Below are 13,879 nucleotides of genomic sequence, written 5' to 3' on the forward strand. Positions count from 1 at the left end.
TTGAGCAAACGCGCGCCGAGTTCCCGGCGCGCGTTCGAGTTTTCGGGTTTTACCGTTGACCTGCCGGGCGGCTTCCGCTTTGATGAAAGCATGACTCACAGAGAGACGGAAAGCGCCATGGAACAATTACGAGGTTTGTACCCGCCGTTAGCGGCATACGACAGCGGTTGGCTGGACACTGGGGATGGCCACCGGATCTACTGGGAGCTGAGCGGTAACCCGAACGGTAAACCGGCGATCTTCATTCACGGCGGGCCGGGCGGCGGCATCTCCCCGCACCATCGCCAGCTGTTCGATCCCGAACGCTACAAGGTGCTGCTGTTCGATCAGCGCGGCTGTGGCCGCTCCCGTCCGCATGCCAGCCTGGACAACAACACCACCTGGCATTTGGTGGCCGATATCGAACGGCTGCGGGAAATGGCCGGCGTCGAACAATGGTTGGTGTTCGGCGGTTCCTGGGGCTCCACGCTGGCGCTCGCCTATGCGCAGACCCACCCGGAGCGCGTCAGTGAAATGGTGCTGCGCGGCATCTTCACCCTGCGCAAGCAGGAGCTGCATTGGTATTACCAGGACGGCGCTTCGCGCTTCTTCCCGGAAAAATGGGAGCGCGTGCTGTCCATCCTCTCGGATGACGAGCGCAAAGACGTGATCGCCGCCTACCGGCAGCGGCTGACCTCGGCCGATCCGCAGGTGCAGCTTGAAGCGGCCAAACTTTGGAGCGTGTGGGAAGGGGAGACGGTCACGCTGCTGCCGAGCCGCGAATCCGCTTCGTTTGGCGAGGATGATTTCGCGCTGGCGTTCGCCCGCATTGAAAACCACTACTTCACCCATCTGGGGTTCCTGGAAAGCGACGACCAACTGCTGCGCAACGTGCCGCTGATCCGCCATATTCCGGCGGTGATCGTCCACGGCCGTTATGACATGGCCTGCCAGGTGCAGAATGCCTGGGACCTGGCCAAGGCCTGGCCGGAGGCGGAGCTGCATATCGTGGAAGGGGCGGGGCATTCGTATGATGAGCCGGGCATTTTGCACCAGCTGATGATCGCCACCGACCGGTTTGCCGGCAAGTGACGCAAAAAACCCGCCGTAACGGCGGGTTTTTCTATTTAGCCTTCGGCTCGTACGGCAGGCGCGAAAACTTGTGGGATTCCGCGCGGTAGTGCGCCACGCGCTCGCGAAAATAGTCGCGCAGCGCTTCCGGTTGCTCGCGCTCCACCACTTCCGGGATCACCGGCATGTTGTAGCGCTCTTTGTACGCCACGCCTGAGGCGGCGAGATCTACATTCACCCTGTCCATTTCCTCTTTGGACAGCTCGGCCAGATTGTAACCCACGCTATGCTCCTTACTTACTTTGCCGCATTGAATCTGCGCAGAAGGTAATCCACCCGGCGGCGCTTGGCAAGCCCATTACGCCGTTGCCGGGAGCGATATTTATCCGAGAGTAATGCAATCTATTTATTCTTTTAAATAAGAATGATTCGCTTTTTGATTAAAATAAAAGATGAAAATAATTATCATGTGAATTCTCAATGTGGGTTTGATATTTTAATTTATTGATATTTATGGTTTTTATAATTAATGTTTGCTTGGTGTGAATAATGTGTTTTTATTTTTACGGCAGCAAGGCATAATGCGCGAAAATTAAATTCATGACCTGCAAAATAAAAGGAATCATTATGCTGACGCAAGAAATGACTCAAAAGCTGAATGAGCAACTGAATCTGGAGTTCTACTCCGCCAACCTGTATCTGCAGATGAGCGCATGGTGCAGCGATAAAGGCTTTGAAGGCGCCGCCGCATTTCTTAAAGAGCATTCTCAGGAAGAGATGCAGCATATGCAACGTTTGTTCGACTATCTGAGCGACACCGGCTCTCTGCCGCTGCTGGGCACCATCGCCGCGCCGCCGGTGGCGTTTGAGTCGCTGGCGGACGTGTTCCAGCAGACCTACGAACACGAACAGCTGATCACTCGTCAGATCAACGAACTGGCGCACGCCGCCATGACTGCACACGATTACTCCACCTTCAACTTCCTGCAGTGGTACGTGGCGGAGCAGCATGAAGAAGAGAAACTGTTCAAATCCGTGCTGGACAAGCTGGCGCTGGTGGGCACCAGCGGCAAGGGCCTGTTCTTCATCGACAAAGATCTGAAGAAAATGGGCGCGATGGGCCAGGGCGGCAACGATCAGGCCTGATCTGCATCAGAACATCGAAAAAACCGCGCGCGGGCGAGCCTGATGCGCGGTTTTTTTTACCCTGCGTTTATCGCGGTTATGCGGCGATACGTGCTGCCGGATCGCAAAATGCCAGTGATGCGCTCGACTTGCCGCGGCGTGGTCGTTATGATTTACCGCGATACGCTACAGGGATGGTAGAGTCAAAACAGCGGGTTAGCCGATACAACCCGTTTTTCTGTTTACCCGTGGCGCAATCATTGCGGTGGGTTGGGGCCGCTGATACATCGCCTTGGCTGTGGCCTTAACCCTTATGACCCTCTTTATATTGTTAAGGGATACCACTGTGATCGGTAAAATTCGTTCCTCCTGTCGCCTGCTTTCCACCGTTTTCGTTCTGTTCGTTGGCCTGTCTTCGCAGCAAGCGCTGGCGCACGCCCACCTGAAAGTGGAAACGCCGAAGGCCGACGCCAGCGTCAGCCCGGCGCCGAAGGCGCTGACCCTCAGCTTCTCCGAAGGCATCGAACCAAACTTCAGCGGCGTGAAAATCACCGGCCCGGACAACGCCGTGGTGAAAACCGGCAAGCTGCAGCTCGATCCGAACAACAACACCCAGGTCAACGTGCCGATTGAAGGCGAGCTGAGCGCGGGCAAATACAACGTCAGCTGGCATGTGGTGTCGGTCGACGGGCATAAAACCAAAGGCCAGTACAGCTTCACCGTAAACTGATCGTGACTCTGGCGACCCTGTTCGTTCTGTGTCGCTTGGTGCACTTTGCGGCGGTGATGCTGATGTTCGGCATCAGTCTGTTCACCGCCTTATTGTCACCGCAGCGCCTCTCCCCGATCCTCTCCCGCGATGTGCGTCCGCTACTGCTTGCCGGCACCTGGATTGCCGGGCTTTCCGCCGTGGCGCTGCTGGCCATTCAGGCCGGGCAGATGGGCGACGGTTGGCAAGACGCCTGGCGGCTGGAGGTCTGGTGGGCGGTGCTCGGCACCACCTTCGGCGAAGTGTGGCGCTGGCATCTGGGCCTGTCGCTGCTGGCGATCCTGAGCCTGCTGCTGCCGGAACGGCCGCGCGCGCAGGCGTTGGCGCTGTGCTCGGCGCTGCTGCTGGTGAGCCTGGCGTTCATCGGCCACGCGGCGATGCATGAAGGCGCGTTGGGCGCGCTGCACCGCGCCAACCATGCGGTGCACCTGCTGGCCGCCGGTTACTGGTTCGGCAGCCTGGCGCCGCTGCTGGTTTGCCTGCGTTACCTGCCGCCGCCGCAGTGGCGCAGCGACGCCATTACCACGCTGATCCGTTTCTCGCGCTGGGGGCACCTGGCGGTGGCGGCGGTGATCGTCACCGGCATCGTCAACAGCCTGATCATTCTCGGCGGTTGGCCGCTCAACCTCGGCTCGCCTTATCAGCGCCTGTTGCTGATCAAAACCGCGCTGGTGGCGCTGATGGTGATGGTGGCGCTGGCCAATCGCTACGCCATCGTGCCGGCGATGAGCCGCGTACCGGCGCTGGCGCAGCGCGGTGTGGTGCTGGCCTGCTGGCTCGAAGTCGGGCTGGGGATGGCGGTGCTGCTGCTGGTCAGTTTATTTGCAACCTATGCGCCGGTATGACATTTCAGCTTGCCGCAACCGGCCAAGCTGCGGGAAAATCGGCGCGAATAGCAACCTTAAGGCCATCACATGAAATCGGTATTACTCGGCATTACGCTGCTGGCAACCGCGACCGGCGCGCTGGCGGCAGACAAACTGGTGAACATCACCAAACTGGAGTACGGCAAACAGTGGGCGTTCACCAAGGAAGAAGTGACGCTGCAGTGCCGCAGCGGCGGCGCGCTGTTCGTGCTGAATAACAGCACCCTGATGCAATATCCGCTCAACGACGTGGCGGAGCAGCAGGTGAAGAAGGGCCATCAGCGCGCGCAGCCGCTGGAGGTGATCCTGCTGGACGACCCTGCCGAACCGGGGAAAAAAATGAGCATGGCGCCGTTTATCGAGCGCGCCGAGAAGCTGTGCGCTGACTAACCGCTTGTTTGCCAACGCCTTGCCCAGCGTGCGCAGATTGATGCGCATTTGCCGCATAGTTATTTCGTCACGAAACTATCACGCAGCCGCCGGGCGGCTGGCAAAACTGGCGCGGTAGGCTACTCTTAAAGTGCACGGCTGAACAAGCCCTGCATTAAATGCCAACTTTTAGCGCACGGCTCTCTCCCAAGAGCCATTTCCCTAGACCGAATATAGGAATCGTATTCGGTCTTTTTTTGTGTGATTGATTTATAAGAAAATTCCACTTAAGACGCCAATAAAATTCTGGTTTCTCTTTCCAGTCGTAACACCTCAGCCCGATCTCCGGCTCCACACACCACCCGCACCTATCGCTAATTTAGCCGCACCAAAAGTCATTACGTCATTTATGGCGCTGATAAGCTCCGTTCATTGCTCCCATTATCGGTTTAACGAGAGTGGCATTATGCAGAATATCAAGGCATTAGGCGTTGTAAAAGGAAACCTGCGTTGAACGATCGGCTGAATCAGTTGAAGAGGGCGCTGCCCGGCTATCTCGAGGCGTGGCGTGAGGGGGCCTTACCCTCTGACTGGGGGCAGGTGGCTAACCCTGAAGTGGTTGCCGCCCTGTTGGCGGAGTGGGAGGCGCTCAGCGAGTTGGCGTCTCAGTTCGAAACCGCCACTGAAGCCCCCTCCGAACCGGCCGCCTTTTGGCAGGCGCGCGCCGAGCTGATGGCGCGGCGCAATCGTGAGCTTATGGCCCAACTGGCGACGCCAGTCCGTTTGCCCGGCGCACGGGTGGCCTTTTTTGGCTATGTGAAAACGGCCGTGATGGACGCCAGGCAGGTTAAGGCGGCGATTCGCGATGCCGGTTTTATCGTTGCGGGCGGCGCCCCCAACGAGAACACGGCTTAACGCGGTTTCTTCTCAAATTTCTCGGCAAAAAAGAACCGCAGCAATTTATGGGTCCACAGCAGGATGGCGCCAACCACCACCAGCGAGACGACGAAATGCGACAGATTTTTAGGCGCGGCGTAGCCGTGGGTAAAGGAGACCCCCGCGCCGCTGAGCAGCAGGGTGGCGATCCAGAAGCCGAGCAGCAGGCATAAGGTACGAAACAGTTTAAACATGGTTATCACCAAAAATACGGAAAGCGCCGACCGAACGGAGGGGCTCAGCCGGAGCTTTGATTAATTAAAACCGCTTAGCGCGAACAGGTATTGCCGCCTTTACTGCTATTGTTATTGCAGCTGCTGCCGCTGTTTTTGTTGCCGCCTTTCCCCATGCCGACGTTGCCGCCGCCTTTGCTGCCTTCCTTGAAGCAGCCGCCGTTGAGCGCGCCCACCGCCAGGCCGCCAAGGCCGCCCAGAGAGCCGGTGATCACGCCGTTAACGCAATCCGGCGAGGTGTGCTTGCCGTAGAATCCCTGATTGGATGACCCGCCTCCGTTCTTGTTGCCGCCGTTGTTGTTGACGCGGCCATTGCTGCTGCGGTTGTCGCCAAAGTTACCGGCGCCGGCGATCAGGTGAAAGTGTTTGGCATCGATCTCTTGCATAAAATTCCCTCTTTATCGATTCAGTTAGATTCAGTAAAGCTTGCGCAAGCCAGCTGTTTTTAACAGAAAAAATAGCGGGGGTAATTACCGGTTCGGATAAGAACAGGGGGTTTATTTTGCGATATTTTCCAGGCTGATAGAGCACAGAGGAATGATATTTGGGGCGTGTGGAACCGTAGCGCTATCTGTTCTCTTGGGCCGGTTAATTTGTTAGCATGGCGCCCCTGGATGACTATTGGTGCAGTACATTGAAAATTAAAGCGTTGTTATTTGTTGCGTTGGCCGCGCTGGCCGGCTGCAGCCAGGAGGGAACCTCGATGAATCAGCCCGCAAACGAGAAAGGCGGCCAAACGGAAGTGTTGCTGGTGAACAGCGCGCTGGTGGACTGCGTGGGCGTTGCCCCGATGAAGTGCATGCAGGTGCGCCGCTCCACGCAGCAGCCGTGGGAGTTGTTCTATACCGGCATCGAGGGTTTCACCTTCGAACCTGGCTATCAGTATCGGCTGAAAGTGCGCGTCACCCCGGTGGAGAACGTACCGGCCGATGCCTCATCGCTGCGTTACACGCTGATTGAGCAGCTGGAAAAGAACAAGGCGTAATGGATCTATCTCGTCACCACCAAATGGCGTTTCATTTGGTGGTGACGTTTTCAGGAAAGTTTGTCTTTTTTCTTTCTTTTGGAGGATTCGAAAGTGGCGAAGGCATGTGCAAGAGCAAACCCCAGCGCACAGTAGCGTAGAGGCCAATTCTCTTTAGCCCATGTTTCAGAGTCAGCAATAAACATCGTGTTGCCGTTGGCAAAAAGGGTAAATTGCCAGCAAAGGATTAAAAAGCATATCGTAACCAGAACGACATAACCCTTGGAACCCAGAGACGGTCTGAAGACGTATTTCACGGCCAGACAGGCCGCGGCAGCGAGAGTAGAAAAAATATAATATAAAGTCGGTTCCATCACTGTTCCTGGCTGCTTTTATAAATGGAATTAATGGTTGAGACATCTGCGCCACCTTCAAGCATCAAGCTGGCTCTTCCCATGTTCCTCCAACCGCGAATATAGTCTGTATTGATGTAACGAAATAATCGCCAGGCTTCGGGTTTCAGCGACAGTTTTAGTAAACCATAGCCTGATAACAGTAAGTCTACGCCACCTAACGCCATGTCTGCTGCGGAATGGGAATAGCCTAGCGTTGAAGCCGCAGAGCGGTACATCATTCGGCCTGGACCAATAGTATTCTTGCCAAATAACAGCGTATAACCGTTTTCGTAGACATTATTGATGCCATTGATTAAAAGTAACGTTCCTGGAATGGCACCGACGCCAGTCCAATCCAAGCCCACGCCGAGTAAAATTTGTGCTATTCCCGAGAGGAAGCCAACGCCGGCTAACACGTAGGTCACTACGGCGTCATGATTGACTTTCTTTCTCATTACGGCATAAGGCGTCACGGCGTCAGTTCGCAATAAGCGCTCTTGCTCAGAAAGCGATTGATATTCTTGCTTCATTTCTCTCATTGCAACATTCGCCGCTTCACCTACTTGTTGGCATTTTTGCAATTTATCATTCACAAAGCAGTGCATCTCATGTCTGAAGGCATTACCGACTGTCCGATCTTTTAAAAAGTCCCTATTAACGCGTTCTGATAGTTCTAAAAGCATACGTCCTTGTTGGCGAGCCATCGTTTGCGAGTAGGTATTTAAACGTTCTTTTAGTAACAGTGGATTATCCATTTTTCTTTGTTCCTCCCTGGATTTCGACCGAAAAACAGCCACACCATAACGCAACGCCAGAAGCTTGATCAACTTTCGCTGATTTGAAGAGGGAAAGCTTGAACTCGTTGAGGGGACGAGGCGTGGCGTGTGAAGACATCACGATGCGGAGTTGGGCAACCCTGAACCATCGACTTAACTGGTCTGTTCACTGCGCTTGTTTTCGCACTTTCTTAAGTATATCGAGAAAATCAGGTATATTGTCCTTCGGTTTTTAGCTACCAAGAAAAAATTACTATGATTATCAAACCTAAAATTCGTGGTTTTATCTGCACCACCGCTCACCCGGCAGGCTGTGAAGCCAACGTCCGTGAGCAAATCGCCTACGTTAAGTCACGCGGCGAACTGAAAAACGGGCCTAAAAAGGTGCTGGTCATTGGTGCATCCACCGGTTACGGTCTGGCCTCGCGCATCAATGCCGCTTTCGGCAGCGGTGCGGCCACCATCGGCGTATTTTTCGAGAAGCCTGGCAGCGAAGGCAAAACCGGTTCCGCCGGTTGGTACAACTCCGCCGGTTTCGACAAGGCAGCTAAAGAAGAAGGCCTGTACGCGAAAAGCATCAACGGCGACGCATTCTCCAACGAGTGCCGTCAGACCGTGATCGATCTGATCAAAAAAGACCTGGGTCAGGTTGACCTGGTGGTTTACTCGCTGGCTTCACCGGTGCGTAAGATGCCGGAAACCGGCGAAGTGGTGCGTTCCGCACTGAAGCCGATCGGCGAGCCATACAAATCCGTCGCGCTGGACACTAACAAAGACGTGCTGGTTGAAGCCGTGGTCGAGCCGGCCAACGAGCAAGAAATCGCCGACACCGTGAAGGTGATGGGCGGCCAGGACTGGCAGCTGTGGATGGACGCGCTGGACGAAGCGGGCGTGCTGGCGGATAACGCGCAGTCGGTCGCTTACTCCTACATCGGTACCGATCTGACCTGGCCAATTTACTGGCACGGTACGCTGGGCAAGGCGAAAGAAGATCTGGATCGCGCGGCGCACGCCATCAACCAGAAGCTGCAGGCCAAAGGCGGCGCGGCTTACGTTGCGGTGCTCAAGTCGGTAGTGACTCAGGCTTCCTCCGCCATTCCGGTGATGCCGCTGTATATCTCCATCGTGTTCAAAATCATGAAGGAGCAGGGCATTCACGAAGGCTGCATCGAGCAGATCCAGCGTTTGTTCGCCACCAAGCTGTACAGCGGTGCGGCGCCGGACACCGACGAGAAGCACCGTCTGCGTCTGGATGACTGGGAACTGCGCGACGAAGTGCAGGAAACCTGTCGTGAAATCTGGCAGCAGCTGAACGACAACAACATCAACGAACTGACCGATTACCAGGGCTACAAGGCGGAATTCCTGCGCCTGTTCGGCTTCGGTCTGCAGGGCGTTGACTATGACGCCGATCTGAGCGGCGAAGCCAATTTCGATGTGATCGAGCTGGTCTAAGCGCGTCGAGCGGTCAAACAAGGTCGGGTTAGCCCGGCCTTTTTTATTGCCTGCGAATTATCGGGTGGCTAAGCGAAAATGTTTATTTCGGGTTAACAGAGGAACCGGGTGGTTAACATCGGCAGTCGGATGGTGAAATAACGGCGGTTATTAAACTAAAGAAAGTCATTTTTTATTTACCCTTGCCGCCGGCTGCGGGTATTTTATTTCCTTTAAGGAGAAAGCTATGACATGGCGTTATTGTGCCACGGTATCGTTGTTTTTGTTGGGCGGCTGCAGCGCGATCCAGCCAACGTCGACGTCCCCGGACTGGTCTCAGCCTCAGCCGGCCACGCGGGAACAGCGGCAACGCATCATGGCGGGTGAGTCTGCCTCGTCGGTATTGCATGAAGGTAATATCGGTATTGGCGGTACGTTAGATGGGTCGAAAATATTCGATCGTTAAACCGCTAAATATATTCAGCCAAATTAATGCGCGCATTCTGCCGATATTGTCGGAGGGTTTACCTTTCCTGCGTTATTCTGCCGTGGCTTGACCATTCATTGCGTTAGCAGACAATTCGTTTTCCTTATAGGGAACCGCCGGTTTATTTCGGCGTAATCAAAGGAGTTGCCCATGACGAAGAACATGGCCGCGATCTTTCTCTTGCTGTTGCCGCCGCTAAGCCAAAGCGCCGGCGCAGCGCGCTACGACAGGCCGTGCGAAGGAGTGTCGCCGGTGCTGTTTCAAAAGCGCCTGAAAGCGCTGGCGCAGGATCTGCGTCAGGAAATGAGCGAGGAAGCGCCGCCGACAGAGCGCGATGCGGAAGAGCTGGCGCGGTTGGCGGAGTGCGCTATCGAGCCCGGCAAAGCGCCCGTCACCGGCGGGCAGCGCGTCTCCCGTTCAGAGGAAAAGCCGACGGCATCGCCGAACGGTTGCTGAGCCGGCGTGTACGCAGAGTCTAGCGATGTAATGTAAAAGGAGTCATTGATGAAAAGGATCGTGTTGGCCGGCGTGGCCTTGTGTTGTTCCAGCTTCGCGCAGGCGCGGGTGGATCTGGAATACCATGCGGCGGCGCCGAAGGACAGTAAGGTCACCGAGGAGTACCAGAAAAAGCGCGACGCATTGCGCCACAAGGTGTGGAATGTCGATAACCTGACGCTGGCCAACGAGCAGGCGATTGCACGCGAACAGCAGCGCGAAGCCGCTGAGACCGCCGAGCGGCAGCAGCGGAACCTGGAACAGCAGCAGAAAAAGCAGCGTTGCCTGCGCAGACACTCGAAAGATCCTCATCCCGAGGCGAAGTGTTACATGCACAACTTCTAACCTTTAACGTCCGGGCGCTTTCTGCGCCCGACGTCGTTTAGGCCGGGCGGCAATGCTCTTTCAGCATGGCGATCGCGTCCGGTTTCAGCTGATACAGATAGACCGGCCGGCCGGTGGCGCCGTACAGAATACGGGTGCCGAGGATACCGCTTTCCGCCAGATAGATGAGGTACTTGCGGCAGGACACCCGCGAAATGCCAATGGCGTTGGCCAGATTGTCGGTAGAGAATTCGCTGTCGTGCTGTTGCTCGATCCACTCGCACACCGTGCTCAGGGTGATGCTGGTCAGGCCCTTCGGCAGCTTTTTGCTCTCCTGGCCGCCGGGCTGGCGGCGCAACAGGCTGTCGACGTCGGCCTGCGAAAACTCGCGTTGCGCCAAGAGCTGTGACTGCTGCCGGTAGTGGCTCAGCGCCTCCTTGAAGCGGCTGAACTGGAACGGCTTGATCAGATAATCCACCACGCCGTAGTGCAGCGCTTTTTGCACCGTGTTCACGTCGCTGGCGGAGGAGATGATGATCACATCGGTCTTTTCGCCGAGCTCGCGCAGGCCGGGCAGCAGATCCAGCCCATTCTCCTGCTGCATGTAGATATCCAGCAACACCAGATCGATGCTGACGCTGGCGTCGGCCAGCAGGGCGCGCGCCTGGCTCAGGGTCGCGACCGTCGCCTGGCAGTGAAAACCGCCGACCTGGCTCAGGTAGTATTTGTTCAGCTCCGCCACCATCGGGTCGTCGTCGACAATCAGTACGTTAATCATGGGCTCTGCTCTTGGCCTGATAGGGAAGGTGCACGAAAAATTGGGTCAGCTCGCCCGGTTCGGATTCGAAATCGATGCTGCCGCCCAGTTTCTCCAGATGGCTGCGGATCAGCGCCAGGCCGATGCCGCGTCCCGTTCCCTTGGTGGAAAATCCGTGTTCGAAGATGCGCGCGCCGATCGCCGGATCGATGCCGGGGCCGTCGTCGCTGACGATACAGTGTAATTGATCGTCGTGATGATGGAAGCTCAGGCCGATCTCGTGGCCCTCAACGCCGTCGATGGCGTCGATGGCGTTTTCGATCAGGTTGCCGAGCACGCTGATCAGCACGTGGGTGGTTTCCGCATCGTCGGTTTCCGGCAGCAGGCTGTTTTCCTCGATGGTCAGTTCGATGCCGGCCTCGTGGGCGCGGCTGATCTTGCCGATGAAGAAGCCTGCCACCTCCGGCGAATGGATCTTGCGCAGCAGCGCGCCGATCTCTTCCTGGTAGTTGCTGGCGGTGTTGATGATGTAGTTTTCCAACTGCTGATAGGCCTTCATATGCAGCATGCCGAGTATCACATGCAGCTTGTTCATAAATTCGTGCGACTGCACCCGCAGGGCGTCGGCGTAGTGCGCCATGCCGCTCAGCCGCTGCAGCAGGCGGCTGATCTCGGTCTTATCGCGGAAGGTGGCGATGGCGCCGGTTACCTGGCCGTTGACGATCACCGGCACGGTATTGGTCAGCAGTTCGCTGCCGTTGAAGCTGATCTGCCGATCGCGCAGCGGTTCGCCGCTGGCCAGCACCTCCGCCAGATGCAGCTGCGCCGGCCAATGCTTGCTGGCGGCTTCCAGCAGCAGGTTTTCCACCGGCCCGCTCTGGCGCAGCAGGCGCTTGGCTTCGTCATTGACGATGGTGATGCGGGATTCATTATCGACCGCGATCACGCCTTCTTTAATCGATTGCAGCATGGCGTTGCGCTGTTCGAACAGGTTGGAGATTTCGTAAGGCTCGAAACCCAGCATGATGCGTTTGAGCGCAGAGACCAGGAAAAAGGTGCCCAGGCTGCCGACCAGGGCGGCGAAGGCGATGGTCCAATAGATGATCCATCGGCTTTCCGCCACCACCCGCTGCACTGTGTCCAGCGCGATGCCGAGCGCCACCACGCCGATTTGTTTTTTCTGATCGTCATACACCGGCACGAACACCCGCAGCGCCGGAGCCAGCGTGCCGCGGTTGATGGCGCTGTTGACGTTGCCTTGCAGCGCGGGCGCCAAATCGTCGCCGATAAAATGCTTGCCGATCAGCCAGGGTTTAGGGTGCGAATAGCGGATGCCCTGCATATCCACCACCACCACGAACAGCAGCTCGTTTTGATGGCGCACCTGCTCGGCGAAGCGCTGAATGGCGCCGCTGTGATCGCGCCGCTGCAGGCCGTCGATCACGGTGTTGGAGAGCGCCAGCGTGTTGGCGACGGCGATGGCTTTTTGCTGCAGCTGATCTTGCCCCTCGCGGCTCATCTGCACGAAAAACAGCGCGAACACCACCAGCAGCACCGAAGCGATGATGGCGGACACCATCAGCGTGATGGAGGTGCTCAGCTTGAGCGGCACCCGTTGTTTTGGCATGGCGGTTCTCCGAATGGCGATATCACGGCGTATTCTAGCGAGGAATGCGGCAAGCTGCAGTTACCGGCAGCAGGTTATAGCACGCTGCCGGGGGGCGGAGGGGTTATTTTAGTTACAAAAGCAGGTTACTGCTGGTGGTAGATCTCCAGCGCCTGTTGGCCGCTGGCGCCTTGATGGATGATCGCCATCAGGGCGCGCACCACCTGCGACGGATTACTGTGTTGATAGACGTTGCGGCCATAGACCATGCCGGAGGCGCCCTGGGCCATCAGCGCGGCGGATTTCTCCAGCACCGGGCCCAGCTCTCCCTTGCCGCCGCCGCGCACCAGCGTCGGGCAGCGCGCCGCTTCCACCACGCGGTGGAAATCTTCCACCCGATCGGTCGGATCGGCCTTGATGATGTCGGCGCCCAGCTCGCGCGCCAGCCGCACCAGCGGCACGATCTTCTCCACGTCACCCAGCGATCCGTAGGCGGCGCCCTGGCCGGCCGGGGCCATCACCAGCGGTTCGATCATCAGCGGCATGGCGTAGCGATCGCAGGCGTGGCGCAGGCGGCCGATGTTTTCTACGCACTGGCGGAAAATACCGGGTTCATCCGGGATCATATAGAGGTTGACCACCACCGCGGCGGCGTCCATTTGCAGCGCGGCCAGGATCGGCGCTTCCGGGTTGTGCAGCACCGCCCACATTTCGCGGTGGCGTGCGGCGTTATAGGCGTTGCCGACGTCGGTGCGCATCACCAGCGCCGGTTTTTCACGCTGCGGCGCGCGCTGCAGCAGATCCGCCTGCCCGTAGTTGACCTGAATCGCGTCGGGGCGCGCGGCGATCAGGTTACCCATCACCCGTTCGATATCTTCCAGCCCGATTAAAAAATCCGGTTCGTTGGCGATGCCGTGATCGATCGCCACATCCAGGCACTTGCCGTTGTTGAACAGGCGGTTCATCCGCACCTTACTGCTGAGCTGCATGTCAGGTCCTCCTGAGATAGGGATATGTCCATTATTGCCGAGTAAGGATGGTCGGGAAACGCGGAAACCGCAAACTGCGCGCCCGCTCGCAGTTTTTGCCGGCGCACGAAAGGGGAACGCTCGCGGGCGGCTTTCATTTCATTTGTTAGATCCGTGTCATGTTTTTGTTAATAAGCCATTCCAAAACGCATGTTTCGCTTGTTTGGGTTAAAAAGTTTCAATAGTCTAAATTATGAAATAAACATTTAAAAAAGCGGCTAAGACGCGGCTTGCTCCACCAGGGGTTTATTTCAATTGATTGTTT

General features: G+C 56.9%; 18 protein-coding genes. 10 read left to right on the plus strand and 8 right to left on the minus strand.

The genetic code is table 11. The features are described from left to right. The first annotated feature begins 117 nt into the window (after positions 1 to 117). The gene (pip, locus tag ACJ8QF_RS05515) at positions 118 to 1,071 is read left to right on the plus strand and encodes a prolyl aminopeptidase (RefSeq protein ID WP_131164344.1); all 954 of its coding nucleotides are present in this window, start codon (positions 118 to 120) and stop codon (positions 1,069 to 1,071) included. A 31-nt stretch (positions 1,072 to 1,102) separates the two neighbouring features. Here pip and ACJ8QF_RS05520 read toward each other — a convergent pair whose 3' ends face one another. Next, a complete protein-coding gene (locus ACJ8QF_RS05520) occupies positions 1,103 to 1,333 on the minus strand; it encodes a DNA polymerase III subunit theta (protein WP_016928156.1) in 231 nt (76 codons plus the stop codon). Positions 1,334 to 1,677: 344 nt separating this feature from the next. Between ACJ8QF_RS05520 and ftnA the strand changes: the two genes are divergently transcribed. From ftnA to ACJ8QF_RS05545, 5 genes are all read left to right on the plus strand, one after another. After that, positions 1,678 to 2,196, plus strand: coding sequence for a non-heme ferritin (gene ftnA, locus ACJ8QF_RS05525; RefSeq protein ID WP_015377481.1), 519 nt, complete (start codon positions 1,678 to 1,680; stop codon positions 2,194 to 2,196). Between the two features lie 292 nt (positions 2,197 to 2,488). Beyond that, positions 2,489 to 2,905: a CopC domain-containing protein YobA gene (gene yobA, locus ACJ8QF_RS05530; protein WP_046686875.1), complete on the plus strand. Its 417-nt coding sequence runs from the start codon at positions 2,489 to 2,491 to the stop codon at positions 2,903 to 2,905. A 2-nt stretch (positions 2,906 to 2,907) separates the two neighbouring features. Next, positions 2,908 to 3,789, plus strand: coding sequence for a copper homeostasis membrane protein CopD (copD, locus tag ACJ8QF_RS05535; protein WP_131164343.1), 882 nt, complete (start codon positions 2,908 to 2,910; stop codon positions 3,787 to 3,789). A 69-nt stretch (positions 3,790 to 3,858) separates the two neighbouring features. Further along, positions 3,859 to 4,200, plus strand: a complete 342-nt coding sequence (locus ACJ8QF_RS05540) for a YebY family protein (RefSeq protein ID WP_033633333.1) — start codon at positions 3,859 to 3,861, stop codon at positions 4,198 to 4,200. A 489-nt stretch (positions 4,201 to 4,689) separates the two neighbouring features. Continuing rightward, positions 4,690 to 5,094, plus strand: coding sequence for a hypothetical protein (locus ACJ8QF_RS05545; protein WP_049188179.1), 405 nt, complete (start codon positions 4,690 to 4,692; stop codon positions 5,092 to 5,094). On the opposite strand, the gene ACJ8QF_RS05550 is transcribed toward ACJ8QF_RS05545, so the two are convergent. Then, complete coding sequence (locus ACJ8QF_RS05550) at positions 5,091 to 5,309, minus strand: hypothetical protein (RefSeq protein ID WP_004940942.1); 219 nt, start codon at positions 5,307 to 5,309, stop codon at positions 5,091 to 5,093. The two genes, ACJ8QF_RS05545 and ACJ8QF_RS05550, sit on opposite strands and share 4 nt — an antisense overlap. 74 nt (positions 5,310 to 5,383) lie before the next feature. Continuing rightward, positions 5,384 to 5,734, minus strand: a complete 351-nt coding sequence (locus ACJ8QF_RS05555) for a hypothetical protein (RefSeq protein ID WP_004940946.1) — start codon at positions 5,732 to 5,734, stop codon at positions 5,384 to 5,386. A gap of 248 nt (positions 5,735 to 5,982) precedes the next feature. Between ACJ8QF_RS05555 and ACJ8QF_RS05560 the strand changes: the two genes are divergently transcribed. Then, positions 5,983 to 6,333, plus strand: coding sequence for a DUF4377 domain-containing protein (locus ACJ8QF_RS05560; protein ID WP_442537342.1), 351 nt, complete (start codon positions 5,983 to 5,985; stop codon positions 6,331 to 6,333). A 50-nt stretch (positions 6,334 to 6,383) separates the two neighbouring features. Here ACJ8QF_RS05560 and ACJ8QF_RS05565 read toward each other — a convergent pair whose 3' ends face one another. Then, positions 6,384 to 6,686 carry a hypothetical protein gene (locus tag ACJ8QF_RS05565; RefSeq protein ID WP_042784229.1) on the minus strand — a complete coding sequence of 101 codons (303 nt, stop codon included), beginning with the start codon at positions 6,684 to 6,686 and terminating at the stop codon, positions 6,384 to 6,386. Beyond that, positions 6,686 to 7,462, minus strand: coding sequence for a DUF4225 domain-containing protein (locus ACJ8QF_RS05570; RefSeq protein ID WP_053089782.1), 777 nt, complete (start codon positions 7,460 to 7,462; stop codon positions 6,686 to 6,688). Before ACJ8QF_RS05570 ends, ACJ8QF_RS05565 begins: the two co-directional genes overlap by 1 nt. Before the next feature lie 276 nt (positions 7,463 to 7,738). Between ACJ8QF_RS05570 and fabV the strand changes: the two genes are divergently transcribed. The 3 genes from fabV (at position 7,739) to ACJ8QF_RS05585 (ending at position 10,244) form a co-directional block, all read left to right on the plus strand. Then, a complete protein-coding gene (fabV, locus tag ACJ8QF_RS05575; RefSeq protein WP_004940952.1) occupies positions 7,739 to 8,938 on the plus strand; it encodes an enoyl-ACP reductase FabV in 1,200 nt (399 codons plus the stop codon). A 616-nt stretch (positions 8,939 to 9,554) separates the two neighbouring features. Then, a complete protein-coding gene (locus ACJ8QF_RS05580) occupies positions 9,555 to 9,860 on the plus strand; it encodes a hypothetical protein (protein WP_004940954.1) in 306 nt (101 codons plus the stop codon). A 48-nt stretch (positions 9,861 to 9,908) separates the two neighbouring features. Next, on the plus strand, positions 9,909 to 10,244 hold the full coding sequence (locus tag ACJ8QF_RS05585; protein ID WP_004940957.1) for a hypothetical protein: 336 nt from the start codon (positions 9,909 to 9,911) through the stop codon (positions 10,242 to 10,244). 37 nt (positions 10,245 to 10,281) lie between these two features. Here the strand turns inward: ACJ8QF_RS05585 and dcuR are convergent, their stop codons facing one another. The 3 genes from dcuR to ACJ8QF_RS05600 form a co-directional block, all read right to left on the minus strand. Further along, a complete protein-coding gene (gene dcuR, locus ACJ8QF_RS05590) occupies positions 10,282 to 11,001 on the minus strand; it encodes a two-component system response regulator DcuR (protein ID WP_004940959.1) in 720 nt (239 codons plus the stop codon). Then, positions 10,994 to 12,607 carry a sensor histidine kinase gene (locus ACJ8QF_RS05595; RefSeq protein ID WP_004940962.1) on the minus strand — a complete coding sequence of 538 codons (1,614 nt, stop codon included), beginning with the start codon at positions 12,605 to 12,607 and terminating at the stop codon, positions 10,994 to 10,996. Before ACJ8QF_RS05595 ends, dcuR begins: the two co-directional genes overlap by 8 nt. A 125-nt stretch (positions 12,608 to 12,732) precedes the next feature. Beyond that, entirely contained in the window at positions 12,733 to 13,575 is an 843-nt protein-coding gene (locus ACJ8QF_RS05600) for a class I fructose-bisphosphate aldolase (RefSeq protein ID WP_015377543.1), read from the minus strand. Between the last annotated feature and the right edge of the window lie 304 nt (positions 13,576 to 13,879).

It is taken from the genome of Serratia sp. CY81684 (assembly GCF_052166595.1).
Taxonomy (GTDB): domain Bacteria; phylum Pseudomonadota; class Gammaproteobacteria; order Enterobacterales; family Enterobacteriaceae; genus Serratia; species Serratia nematodiphila.

Excerpts from the sequence above, each read along its gene's own strand:
- pip (WP_131164344.1), top strand. The coding sequence starts at position 118 with ATGGAACAATTACGAGGTTTGTACCCGCCGTTAGCGGCATACGACAGC.
- ftnA (WP_015377481.1), top strand. The coding sequence starts at position 1,678 with ATGCTGACGCAAGAAATGACTCAAAAGCTGAATGAGCAACTGAATCTG.
- yobA (WP_046686875.1), top strand. The coding sequence starts at position 2,489 with ATGACCCTCTTTATATTGTTAAGGGATACCACTGTGATCGGTAAAATT.
- ACJ8QF_RS05540 (WP_033633333.1), top strand. The coding sequence starts at position 3,859 with ATGAAATCGGTATTACTCGGCATTACGCTGCTGGCAACCGCGACCGGC.
- ACJ8QF_RS05550 (WP_004940942.1), bottom strand. The coding sequence starts at position 5,309 with ATGTTTAAACTGTTTCGTACCTTATGCCTGCTGCTCGGCTTCTGGATC.
- ACJ8QF_RS05555 (WP_004940946.1), bottom strand. The coding sequence starts at position 5,734 with ATGCAAGAGATCGATGCCAAACACTTTCACCTGATCGCCGGCGCCGGT.
- ACJ8QF_RS05565 (WP_042784229.1), bottom strand. The coding sequence starts at position 6,686 with ATGGAACCGACTTTATATTATATTTTTTCTACTCTCGCTGCCGCGGCC.
- ACJ8QF_RS05570 (WP_053089782.1), bottom strand. The coding sequence starts at position 7,462 with ATGGATAATCCACTGTTACTAAAAGAACGTTTAAATACCTACTCGCAA.
- fabV (WP_004940952.1), top strand. The coding sequence starts at position 7,739 with ATGATTATCAAACCTAAAATTCGTGGTTTTATCTGCACCACCGCTCAC.
- ACJ8QF_RS05580 (WP_004940954.1), top strand. The coding sequence starts at position 9,555 with ATGACGAAGAACATGGCCGCGATCTTTCTCTTGCTGTTGCCGCCGCTA.
- ACJ8QF_RS05585 (WP_004940957.1), top strand. The coding sequence starts at position 9,909 with ATGAAAAGGATCGTGTTGGCCGGCGTGGCCTTGTGTTGTTCCAGCTTC.
- dcuR (WP_004940959.1), bottom strand. The coding sequence starts at position 11,001 with ATGATTAACGTACTGATTGTCGACGACGACCCGATGGTGGCGGAGCTG.
- ACJ8QF_RS05595 (WP_004940962.1), bottom strand. The coding sequence starts at position 12,607 with ATGCCAAAACAACGGGTGCCGCTCAAGCTGAGCACCTCCATCACGCTG.
- ACJ8QF_RS05600 (WP_015377543.1), bottom strand. The coding sequence starts at position 13,575 with ATGCAGCTCAGCAGTAAGGTGCGGATGAACCGCCTGTTCAACAACGGC.